The organism is Candidatus Symbiopectobacterium sp. (assembly GCF_020054415.1).
Classification (GTDB): Bacteria; Pseudomonadota; Gammaproteobacteria; order Enterobacterales; family Enterobacteriaceae; genus Symbiopectobacterium.
Genome location: NZ_JAHWCO010000115.1, coordinates 1 through 3002 on the forward strand (window position 1 = coordinate 1; position 3002 = coordinate 3002).

The 3002-nt window shown below is 57.3% G+C and carries 3 protein-coding genes and 2 pseudogenes; all 5 read left to right on the top strand.

The genetic code is table 11. The annotated features are described in order from the left end of the window. Positions 1 to 3 precede the first annotated feature (3 nt). On the top strand, positions 4 to 159 hold the full coding sequence (locus QZ506_RS03550) for a DUF2732 family protein (RefSeq protein WP_291969112.1): 156 nt from the start codon (positions 4 to 6) through the stop codon (positions 157 to 159). Next, positions 159 to 386 carry a TraR/DksA C4-type zinc finger protein gene (locus QZ506_RS03555; protein ID WP_291969108.1) on the top strand — a complete coding sequence of 76 codons (228 nt, stop codon included), beginning with the start codon at positions 159 to 161 and terminating at the stop codon, positions 384 to 386. The genes QZ506_RS03550 and QZ506_RS03555 overlap by 1 nt, the downstream gene beginning before the upstream one ends. Further along, on the top strand, positions 383 to 1228 hold the full coding sequence (locus QZ506_RS03560; RefSeq protein ID WP_291969110.1) for a Dam family site-specific DNA-(adenine-N6)-methyltransferase: 846 nt from the start codon (positions 383 to 385) through the stop codon (positions 1226 to 1228). The genes QZ506_RS03555 and QZ506_RS03560 overlap by 4 nt, the downstream gene beginning before the upstream one ends. Continuing rightward, positions 1225 to 2052: pseudogene (locus tag QZ506_RS03565) on the top strand (DNA cytosine methyltransferase). Before QZ506_RS03560 ends, QZ506_RS03565 begins: the two are co-directional and overlap by 4 nt. 264 nt (positions 2053 to 2316) lie before the next feature. Further along, a pseudogene (locus QZ506_RS03570) lies at positions 2317 to 3002 on the top strand (hypothetical protein); the annotation flags it as partial.

Consider the following 3002-nt stretch of genomic DNA (forward strand, 5'->3'; position numbering starts at 1 on the left):
CGGATGGATGAACGCCGGGGGTGTGCCGACGTGTTCGCCGCTCGCCTGGAAAGGCTGGCTCTGCATATCACCGGTAACAGACTGGGCAGTATTGATGCTGCCGAACTACTGCGAGATGTCGCACAGCGTATCCAGAACGACGCGCAGGAGAGCCGCTGATGCCCGATGCAATGGATGTTATCCAGTGGCACGAGGAAGAAGCGCGTCAGCGCCATATTTCCCGCGCGTTATCCAGACCCAGTGCGGTTTCGCGGGTGCGCTGTGTCCGGTGTGATGCACGCATCCCGCCAGCCCGCCGCCGTGCGGTTCAGGGCGTGCAGTACTGCGTGACCTGCCAGGAAACCATTGAGCGTAAACACAGACACGACAGCAGGAGGAAAGCATGAAACCGATCTTGAAATGGGCAGGCGGAAAGTCTCGTCTGATGCCACGCTTAAGGCCTTTGCTGCCAACGGCGGATTGTCTGGTTGAGCCGTTTGTGGGTGGCGCATCGGTCTTTCTCAATACCGATCACCGCCGCTATGTACTGGCCGATATCAATCCCGACCTGATTAACTTCTACCAGGCGGTGATGGATGCACCTGAAAGCGTTATACGGGCCGCGCTCCCCCTGTTCAGACACAACAATAACCACGAAGATTATTACCGCCTGCGTGCCGACTTCAACCAGTGGCGAGTGTTTGTGGGGATTGAGCGTGCTGCCGTGTTCCTGTACCTGAATCGCCATGGCTACAACGGCCTGTGCCGCTACAACCTGTGTGACAAATTTAATGTCCCGTATGGTCGTTACAAAAAGCCGTATTTCCCTGAAACGGAAATCCATCTGTTCGCCGAAAAGGCCCGCGATACCCATACCCGATTTGTCTGCCTGCCCTTTGAGGAAACATTGGCGTTTCATGTAGATGAACACTGCGTTGTTTATGCCGATCCACCTTATTTCCCGCATGAGGACAGAACCGGCTTCACAGGATATTACATTAAGCCGTTTCAGGACGACGCGCATCAGGCACTGGCCGATGCCCTGATGGAAGCCAACCAGCGGCACGGTGTGCCCGTTGTGCTCTCCGGCAGCGATACCCCTAGGACGCATGCCGCCTATCGGGGCTTTACGTTTCACTACACGCACGCCCATTACAGCATTGCAGCCAGGGCAGCCAGTCGAGGTAACGTAAATGAAGTGATTGCCACGCTGTCCGCTGCCAGTGCCTACAGACAGGAGGCGGTATGAGCCGGGGTGCCTGGTACAACGAGATTTCCCCCTTCGCCGCACAGTGGCTGAGAAACCTGATTGCCGCCGGGCATATTGCGCCCGGCGATGTTGATGGACGCTCAATTGAGGAGGTGAACCCCGATGACTTGCGAGACTACACCCAGTGCCATTTTTTCGCCGGTATCGGCGTCTGGTCGTATGCCCTGCGAAAAGCAGGATGGCCCGATGATAAACCCGTGTGGACGGGCAGTTGCCCCTTCCAGCCTTTCAGCGCGGCAGGCAGGGGCGGCTGGTTTGATGACAAGCGGCACCTCTGGCCCGCTTTTCACTGGCTCATCAGCCAGTGCCGCCCTGAGTACGTTTTTGGTTAACAGGTTGCAAGCAGCCATGCAAACCTCTGGTTCGACCTTGTACAGGCTGACCTGGAAGCACTGGACTACGCCTTCGGGTGTGTGCCGTTTCCGTCTGCGGGCGTCGGTGCCCCGCACATTCGCGACCGGGCGTACTGGGTGGCCTACGCCGACCACGCGGGACGGGAAGGATGGCAAGGAATGCCCGAATGTGCCGCTCAATGCATTGCTGGGGCGCGTGGTGTGGCTGACGGGCTGGACACAAATGACGCAGCCTGTCCGACTAACGGCTTCTGGCGAGAGGCTGACTGGCTGCTGTGCCGGGATGAAAAGTGGCGGCCAGTTGAATCCGGCACATTCCCGCTGGTTGATGGGGCTGCCGCCAGAGTGGGACGCCTGCGCGCCTATGGCAATGCCCTCAACGCGCAGGCGGCCACCCTGTTTATCCGTGCCTTTGGCGTAAAACGGTCAGGAATAGTGCTGTATGAGTAGAAGGTTCGCAACGTCTGGCTAATCCGTGTTGTGTATTCGTTTGTGGGGATGATATCTGATGATGGTCACGTTTGAGGCTAACGGCAGGAAAATAACGGTGGACAGTAATGCTATCGCTCATTCCTTTCCCTCGATAGTCAGTGAGGGAGAGTGCTTCATTACATTAAAAAATGGCCGACAGTTTCGAGCCAGAAATGTCAGTGAGCAGGATGTTGAGGGCGATCACGGTCTGTGGGTCGCTATGAGAAAGCAGATGTGAGGTTGATGAACGTGAAAAAGCCCTTGTTTTTATCCGCCGTCCGGCGCTATGCTAGCCCGGCATCGACAGAATTCGGTGTCGGGTTTAGCAGCCCGAGCAAATCGGCGGACAGCCGCTTATTCTTGCGGTTTTTTTACGTCCGTAAAAACCTGAGTTGCGCCCAGATTATGGTGGGGCGTAACGGGGGAGCCCTCGTGCTCGCCGGTTTCCGATTGCCCGGTCTGCTAACCCTGTTACGTCTCGCCACCCCGTTTAGCAGCGGGATGCGAGGTTCGAAAGAACTGCAATCGGAGGCCGCCGCTATGGTTGCTACCCCTACCCCCGCTTTACCTGAAACCCTGTCCCTTGACTGTTACCGCAGGCTGCACCGCGCGCGTGAAACCGCCCGCTGGCTCTCTCTCGATCTGCATACCCGTCCCCCTAATGGACTGAATCAATATTACCTGCCGTTTGTTTTTTCCTGGCTGGCCGATGACCTTGGCGCCATTCATCAGGAACTGAGCGCGCGGGGGCCTACCCGTGGAACGACAAGCCCTTACTGCCGATTGAACGCGGTATCCCGACCCATGAGGAGATGCACCGCGCCGCACGCCGTCAGGAAGACTATCTTCAGGCGAAAAAGTAGGTCTATAGCCAGTTGGAAAGCGTCAGCGCCAGCCTTTACTGGCGCTTCGACCAGCGCGAAAAACAA

Bases quoted from the DNA above. Each gene is read 5' to 3' on its own strand.
- QZ506_RS03550 (WP_291969112.1), top strand. From the start codon at position 4: ATGGATGAACGCCGGGGGTGTGCCGACGTGTTCGCCGCTCGCCTGGAA.
- QZ506_RS03555 (WP_291969108.1), top strand. From the start codon at position 159: ATGCCCGATGCAATGGATGTTATCCAGTGGCACGAGGAAGAAGCGCGT.
- QZ506_RS03560 (WP_291969110.1), top strand. From the start codon at position 383: ATGAAACCGATCTTGAAATGGGCAGGCGGAAAGTCTCGTCTGATGCCA.